Raw genomic sequence first — 7852 nt, forward strand, 5'->3', positions numbered from 1 at the left:
ATCCACCGCTCGTGGATGCCACCGCCAACAGGAAGACACGGCGAATGGCAACAATCGAGGAGACCAGCGCGGGCCAACGGGGCGCCGCCCGCGCCGCCACGCTGGTGGCGAAGCTGCGCCCGCCCATGCTGACCCCGTTCCAGGTGGAGCGCCGCGCCATTTGCGACGCGGTGTGCGCGGCCGGCTTCGTCAAGCTGGTGCTGGTGCGCGCGCCGGCCGGGTTCGGCAAGACCACCGCCATGCTGCAATGCCGGGCGCGGCTGGACGCCGAAGGCGTGGCCACCGCCTGGCTCACGCTGGACCGCGCGGACAATGACGCCACGCGTTTTCTCGGCTCGCTTGAAGCTGCCTTCGAGCTGGTGCTGCGCAAGGGCGGCGCGCCGCTCGCCGCGGCCCTGCCTGCGCCGCAGTCGGCCGGCGAGCACGCGCTCGCGCTGATCGACCGCATGGCGGCCCACGACCGCCCCTTCACGCTGTTCCTGGACGACTTCGAGGCCTTGCAGAACCCCGCCGTGGCCGGCCTGGTCTGGCAGGTGGTGGAGCAATTGCCACCCGGCGCCCGCCTGGTGGTGGGCACGCGCTGGGTGCCGGAGTCCGGGCTGGCGCGGTTGCGTGCGCGTGGCGAGCTGCTGGAGATCGAGCCGGCCCAGCTGCGCTTCACCGCCGAGGAGACCGATTCCTTCCTGCGCCGCGCGCGCGGCCTGGCGCTACAGCCCGCCGCCATTTCCACGCTGCACCGGCGCACCGAAGGCTGGGCCACCGCGTTGTGGCTGGCGTCGGTGGCGCTGGAGCGGCGCGGCCAGCCGGATGCCTTCATCGCCGGTTTTTCCGGCTCGAACGCCGCGATTGCCGATTACCTGGTGGAGGACGTCTACCTGCACCTGCCCGACGCGGTGCGCGCTTTCCTGTTGCGTACCTCCATCCTCGACCAGCTCAGCGGGCCGCTGTGCGATGCCGTGAGCGGCACCGCCGACAGCGAGGAGATCCTCGCCTGGCTGGAGCGGGCCAACCTGTTCCTGATGCCGCTGGATGGCGAGCGCCACGGCGGCGCGCAGGCGCCCGTCCAGACCCATCAGCCCAATGCACGCTGGTACCGCTATCACAGCCTGTTCTCCAGCTTCCTGCGCGCGCAGCTGCAGCAGGCCATGCCGGACGAAGTGCCCGCCTTGCAGATGGCCGCCTCGCGCTGGTACGAGCAGCAGGGCCGGCCGGTGCCGGCCATCGAGCATGCGCTGGCGGCCGGCGCGGTGGCCCACGCGCTGCCGCTGCTGGCGGGCAAGGTGGACGAGTTGCTGGCGCAGGGCCGCATGCGCCTGCTGACGCGCTGGCTGGACGCGGTGCCGGCCGATGCGCTGGGCGCGTGGCCCAAGCTGCAGATCGCCCATGTGTGGGCGCTGTCGTTTACGCGCGGCCCGGCCGACGCCATTGCGCTGCTGCAGACCATCCCGCTGGCCGGCGCCGAGGGCGACCTGCTGGCGCATGTGCGCGCGTTGCGCCATATGCTGCTGAACATGATGGACCGCTTCGACGAGGCGCGTGCCTGCAGCCGCGACGATCCGCTGCCGCTGCCCATGGGCTATCCGTTCCCGGACTCCATCCTTGCCACCTCGATGGCGCGCATGGCCGCCGTCACCGGCGACTACCGCGAGGCGCGGCGCCTGCTGGGCGTGGCCCGGCAGGTGGTGCGCGGCTCCGACAGCAACTTCAACAAGATCTTCTCGGAATCGGTGGAAGGATTGATCGACCTGCGCCAGGGCCGCCTGCAGCAGGCGCTGGCGCGGTTTCGCATCGCCGCCAGCACCATGCTGCCGAACCGCTACGGCCCCACCAACGGCAACGCCATGGCCGGCATCCTGCTGGCCGATGCGCTCTACGAGATCAACGAGCGCGAGCGCGCGGAGCGCCTGCTTACCGTGTACGTGCCGCTCGCGCGCGACCTCGGCCTGCCCGACCAGATCATCACCGGCCACACCGTGCTGGCCCGCATTGCCTGCGATCGCGGCGACGTGGACGGCGCGCACGAATGGCTGGCCGCCCTCGAGCACCTTGGCCATCATCGCGGCCTGCCGCGGCTGGTGCTGGGCGCCATGCTCGAGCGCGCCCGCCTGGCGCTGCTGCAAGGCAATCAGCATGCCGCCGAGCAAGCGCTGCAGCACGCAGCCGACCCGGCGCTGTGGCGCGCGCGTCCCGGCCTGAGCGCGGTCAGCTCTTTCGCCAACGACCTGGAAGACGTGGTCATGGGGCGCCTGCGGCTGGCGCTGTTTACCGAGCCCTCCGTGCACACGCGAGAGGCCATCGAGACGGAGCTCGCCGCCACCGAGCGCGCGCAACTGATGCGCAGGGCGCTMAAGCTGCGCATTCTGCTGGCGCTGGCTTGCCAGCGCTGCGGCGAAGCTGCCCAGGCGTTGCAGGCGATGGGAGAAGCGCTGCGCTTCGGCGCGGCGGAAGGCTTCATCCGCATCTTCGCTGACGAAAGCGCGGACGTGCGCCGGCTGGTGGCCGAGGCCTGCCTGCGCCAGGGCAGTGCGTTGCCCGCGGGGTATGTGGAGCGCCTGCTGCAAGCCTGCGGCGGCGCGCCGGAGCCGGTGGACCCGGCCGCCATGCAGGCGCGCCATGGGCTGCTGGAACCGCTCACGCCCAAGGAGCAGAAGGTGCTGCAGCTGCTCGCCGAAGGTTTCTCCAACGTGGCGATGGCGGATCGGCTCTTTGTCTCGGAAACCACCGTGCGCACCCACCTGCGCAATATCAGCGCCAAGCTGCGGGCCAGCAACCGCACGCAGGCGGTTGCCATCGCGCGGCAACTGGGTTTGCTGTAAGGAAGCGCAGGCGGCCAAGCGGGCCCAGGCAGCGTCCGGGAAGATGGACGCCCCTGCTGCGGGGCACTCGGGCGGGCTGCTGGCTTGTGGCTTCTCGCGCAAGCCGACGATGAAATCGGCATGGTCATGGCATTCAGCCGTTCACCAGTTCACCAGTTCACCAGTTTATCGGTTCAGATGCCGATGAACTCGGCATACTCGGTGAGCGGCGCGCGCGTGGCACGCAGCTGGTTGACCGCCGCTGCCGGATCCTCGTAGCCGATCGCCATGCCCGTAAACAGCATGCGTTCGGCGGGAAGGCAGAGAAAGCCCGCAATGGTCTCCGGATACATCGCCCAGCATTCTTGCGCGCAGCTGTCCAGCCCATGCTCGCGCAGCAGCAGCATCACCGTTTGCAGGTACATGCCCAGGTCCGACCATTGCGGCGGGCCCATGCGGCGGTCCACGGTGCAGAACAGCGCCAGCGGCGCGCCGAAGAACGTGAAGTTGTTGGCAAACTGGGCAAGGCGCGCCGGCTTGTTCTCGCGCGGGATGCCCAGGCAGCGATAGAGCTCCTCGCCCACCTGGAAGCGCCGTTCGCGATAAGGCGAGACCAGCTCGCGCGGGTAGACGTCGTACTCGGTCCCTTCGCCGCGGGGCGCGCCGGCGACGCGCTCGCGCATGGTGGCTTTGAGCCGTGCCAGCGGCTCGCCGCCCACCACGTGCAGGTGCCACGGCTGCAGGTTGCCGCCCGATGGCGCGCGCGCGGCCTGCTCCAGCACGTCGCGGATGATCTGCGGCGGCACCGGCGTGGGAAGAAAGCCGCGTACCGATTTGCGGCTCCGGACTGCCATGCTGACTTTCACGCTGCTCTCCTTGGGGCTCAACCGGGGGTCAGATGAAGGGCGGCTCGTTGCCCCAGTCGAAGAAGTCCGGCATGTCCTGCGACACGCGCTCGGGGAAGCTGGCCGGGCGTTTTTCCAGGAAGGCGCTGACGCCTTCCTTGACGTCGGCCGACTGGCCGCGCGACTGGATCGCGCGGCTGTCCAGGCGGTGCGCCTCCATCGGGTGGCTCGCCCCGGCCATGCGCCAGATCAACTGGCGCGAGATGGCGACGGATACCGGCGCGGCATTGTCGGCGATCTCCCGGGCCAGCGCCTGCGCGGCCGGCAACAGGTCCTCKGGCGCGTGCAGCGAGCGCACCAGCCCGCGCTCCAGCGCCTCCTGTGCGGAGAACACGCGGCCGGTGTAGCACCATTCCAGCGCGGTGGAGATGCCTACCACCCGCGACAGGAACCACGACGATGCCGCCTCGGGCGTGATGCCGCGGCGCGCGAACACAAAGCCGAACTTGGCGTCGGTGGAGGCCAGGCGGATGTCCATCGGCAACTGCATGGTCACGCCGATGCCCACCGCCGGGCCGTTGACCGCCGCGATGACCGGCTTGAGGCTGCGGAAGATGCGCAGCGCCACGCGTCCGCCGCCATCGCGGTGGGCGGCTTCCTTGCTGGCGCCGTAGCGCTTCTCGTAATCGAAGGTAGAGCCGCCGGAAGACAGGTCGGCGCCGGCGCAGAAGGCGCGCCCGGAGCCGGTGACGATCACCGCGCGGACGTCGTCGTCGGCGTCGGTGGCGTCAAAGGCGTCGATCAGGTCCTGCATCATGCGCGGGGTAAAGGCATTGAGCTTTTCCGGGCGGTGCAGGGTGATGGTGGCGACGCCCTTGTCGACGGCGTATTGCAGGGTCTCGAAGCTGGGGGGGGCGGCTGGTTTCGGGGTGCTCATGGCTGGCCTTGGCTGTCTCGAAATGGGTGTGGATAAGGTAGTGCAGAATCGGGCGCCTGCAATCGTCGAATCCGACGAGGTAGGCACGGCAGCGCCGCCGTAGACTGGCGCCAGAACGCCTGGCGGCCCATGCCCGGCAGAAGACAGACCAGAGACGATACAAGACCCGAAGCCAGAAGGAACGACATGAAGACGCGCATTACCGAATTGCTGGGCACCCGCTACCCCATTATCCAGGGCGGCATGCAGTGGGTTGGCTACGCCGAGATGGCCGCCGCGGTCTCCAATGCCGGCGGGCTTGGCGTGCTCACCGCGCTGACCCAGCCCACCCCGGAAGCGCTGGCCGCGGAGATCCGCCGTACCCGCGAGCTGACCGACCAGCCCTTCGGCGTCAACCTGACGCTGCTGCCCTCCATCAACCCGCCGCCGTACGCCCGCTACCTCGACGTGATCATCGAAAGCGGCATCAAGGTGCTGGAGACGGCGGGCAACAACCCCAAGGAGCATATCGCGCGCGCCAAGGCGGCCGGCATCAAGGTGATCCACAAGTGCGTGGCGATCCGCCATGCGATGTCGGCCGAGCGCCTGGGCGTGGACGCGGTGTCCATCGACGGTTTCGAGTGCGCGGGCCACCCGGGCGAGGACGACGTCCCGGGCATGGTGCTGATCCCGCTGGCCGCGCGCCGGCTGGGCATTCCGGTGATTGCATCGGGCGGCATCGCTGACGGGCGCGGCATGGCGGCGGCACTGGTACTGGGCGCGGAGGGCATCAACATGGGCACGCGCTTTTGCGCCACGCGCGAGGCGCCGATCCACCACAACGTCAAGCAGGCCCTGGTGGACGCCAGCGAGCGCGACACCAACCTGATCTTCCGCACGCTGCACAACACCGCGCGCGTGCTCAAGAACGCCATCTCMGATGAGGTCGTCACCATCGAGCKCCAGCCGGGCGGCGCCCAGTTCGAGGACGTCAAGCACCTGGTGGCGGGCGTACGCGGCAAGGCCGCGCTCGCCGCCGGCGAGACCGATGGCGGCATCATCAGCGCCGGCCAGTGCGTGGGCTTGATCGACGACATCCCGACCTGCGCCGAGCTGATCGAGCGCATGGTGGCCGAGTGCCGCGAGCAGCTCGGGGTGGCCTCGCGCTACTTCGCAGCATAAGGCGGCGCCTCCATGGCTGAAGCCAATCAACCTTCCGATGCCGGCTCGGGCGCAGGGCAATCCGAAGGGGCCGAGGCGGCGCCGCCAGGCTTTGTCGCCTTGCGTGGCGCCAAGGGCTTCCTCGAGAACTTCGGACAGATCTACGTGGACCGGGCGCGGCGCGTAGTGGCCATCCGCATCGGGCCGCATCACCTCAACCCGCTTGGCATCCCGCACGGCGGCATGCTGGCCACGCTGGCCGACACCGCCATCGGCATGATGATGGCGCTGGAGACCGACCGCAAGCAGCCGGCGGTGACGGTCAACCTCAGCATGGACTACTTCGATGCCGCGCGGGTGGGCGACTGGGTGGAGGCGCACGTCGAGTTCGACAAGCTGGGCTCGCGGCTGCGCTTCGGCGGTTGCCGCCTGATGGCCGGGGAGCGCTGCCTGCTGCGCGCCACCGCCATCTTCTCGGTGCTCACGCCGCGCACATGATGCGCCGCCGCCGCTTGGCGCGTCGGCGGCGCTGCGCAATCGTCGCTTCCGACGACGCCGGGCGCCCCGCTGCTGCGCCAGAATCCGCAACAGGATAGCGAGGCTTGGCCGTGCCCTTCCCGGGACGCGGCCATCACGGGCGGGTTCGCCCCGGAACGACGAACGACAAGAGGAGACGACATGGCAGAGGCATACATCGTAGCGGCCGCGCGCACCGCGGGCGGGCGCAAGGGCGGCAAGCTGGCAGGCTGGCATCCGGCGGATCTCGCCGCGCAGGTGCTGAACGCGCTGGTCGAGCGCAGCGGCGCCGATCCGGCACTGATCGACGACGTGATCATGGGCTGCGTCGGCCAGGCCGGCGAGCAGGCCGGCAACGTGGCGCGCAACGCCGTGCTGGCCTCGAAGCTGCCGGAAAGCGTGCCCGGCACCTCGGTCGACCGCCAGTGCGGCTCGTCGCAACAAGCCCTGCACTTTGCCGCGCAGGCGGTGATGTCCGGCACCATGGACATCGTGATCGCCGCCGGCGTGGAAAGCATGACCCGCGTGCCGATGGGCCTGCCCTCCACGCTGCCCTTCAAGAACGGCTTCGGCAGCTCGATGAGCCCGGCCATGCAGGAACGCTATCCCGGCGTGAAGTTCAGCCAGTTCACCGGTGCCGAGATGATGTCGCGCAAGTACGGCCTCACGCGGGACGACCTGGACCGCTACGCGCTGGAAAGCCACCGCCGCGCCATCGCCGCCACGCAGGCCGGCCGCTTCAAGGACGAAATCGTGCCCGTTGCCGTACGCACCGCCGACGGCAGCGCCAACGGCGAGCTGCATACGGTGGACGAAGGCATCCGCTTTGAAGCCAGCCTGGAATCCATCGCCAGCGTCAAGCTGATCGAGGAAGGCGGCACCGTCACCGCCGCCAGCGCCAGCCAGATCTGCGATGGCGCGGCGGGGCTGATGGTGGTCAACGAAGCCGGCCTGAAGAAGCTGGGCGTCAAGCCGCTGGCACGCATTCACCATATGTCGGTGCTGGGCCATGACCCGGTGATCATGCTGGAAGCGCCGTTGCCGGCAACGCTGCGGGCGCTGCAGAAGGCCGGCATGAAGATCGGAGATATCGACCTGTTCGAGATCAATGAAGCGTTTGCGCCGGTGCCGCTGGCTTGGTTGCAGACCACGGGCGCGGATCCGGCACGGATGAATGTGAATGGCGGGGCTATTGCGTTGGGGCATCCGCTTGGTGGCTCGGGGGCTAAGCTGATGACCACGCTGGTGCATGCGCTGCATGCGCAGGGGAAGAGGTATGGGTTGCAGACGATGTGTGAGGGTGGGGGGATGGCGAATGTGACTATTGTTGAGAGGTTATAGGGTTGATTGTTGGGGGGGTCTTCGTCGCTTTTATTTTGCGGCGATGGCTTTTGGGCCCAAGGGCGGCACATTGGGCTCTTGTTGCCTTGGTCGGTATTTCTTTGATCGGCGATAGCTTTTGCACCCAAGTGCCATACGACATCCCCCTGCGGGGGCTGCCGGTCACTTTTCTTTGACCGGCAAAGAAAACTAACGAAAAGAAAGCCGCCCTGCCGGGAGCAGAGCAATAAGGCTTTTTGGGCCTCGGTGGTTGCGTCGTACGGCCCGGAGTGTTGGCT

At 68.9% G+C, this 7852-nt stretch carries 6 protein-coding genes; 4 read left to right on the plus strand and 2 right to left on the minus strand.

What is annotated here, in order from left to right; translation table 11 throughout:
- Positions 1-44 precede the first annotated feature (44 nt).
- Complete coding sequence (locus AC1DS3_RS03435; protein ID WP_477109504.1) at positions 45-2816, plus strand: winged helix-turn-helix domain-containing protein; 2772 nt, start codon at positions 45-47, stop codon at positions 2814-2816.
- Between the two features lie 173 nt (positions 2817-2989).
- Here AC1DS3_RS03435 and AC1DS3_RS03440 read toward each other — a convergent pair whose 3' ends face one another.
- Positions 2990-3661, minus strand: coding sequence for a nitroreductase (locus AC1DS3_RS03440; protein ID WP_441639836.1), 672 nt, complete (start codon positions 3659-3661; stop codon positions 2990-2992).
- A gap of 28 nt (positions 3662-3689) precedes the next feature.
- Entirely contained in the window at positions 3690-4577 is an 888-nt protein-coding gene (locus tag AC1DS3_RS03445; RefSeq protein ID WP_441639835.1) for a crotonase/enoyl-CoA hydratase family protein, read from the minus strand.
- 129 nt (positions 4578-4706) lie between these two features.
- Between AC1DS3_RS03445 and AC1DS3_RS03450 the strand changes: the two genes are divergently transcribed.
- The 3 genes from AC1DS3_RS03450 (at position 4707) to AC1DS3_RS03460 (ending at position 7574) form a co-directional block, all read left to right on the plus strand.
- On the plus strand, positions 4707-5738 hold the full coding sequence (locus tag AC1DS3_RS03450; RefSeq protein WP_477126692.1) for an NAD(P)H-dependent flavin oxidoreductase: 1032 nt from the start codon (positions 4707-4709) through the stop codon (positions 5736-5738).
- Positions 5739-5750: 12 nt separating this feature from the next.
- Positions 5751-6215 carry a PaaI family thioesterase gene (locus tag AC1DS3_RS03455; RefSeq protein WP_441639833.1) on the plus strand — a complete coding sequence of 155 codons (465 nt, stop codon included), beginning with the start codon at positions 5751-5753 and terminating at the stop codon, positions 6213-6215.
- 180 nt (positions 6216-6395) lie between these two features.
- On the plus strand, positions 6396-7574 hold the full coding sequence (locus AC1DS3_RS03460; RefSeq protein ID WP_477109503.1) for an acetyl-CoA C-acetyltransferase: 1179 nt from the start codon (positions 6396-6398) through the stop codon (positions 7572-7574).
- The last annotated feature ends 278 nt before the right edge of the window (positions 7575-7852 follow it).

The sequence above is a fragment of the Cupriavidus sp. 01L46 genome, assembly GCF_056399905.1.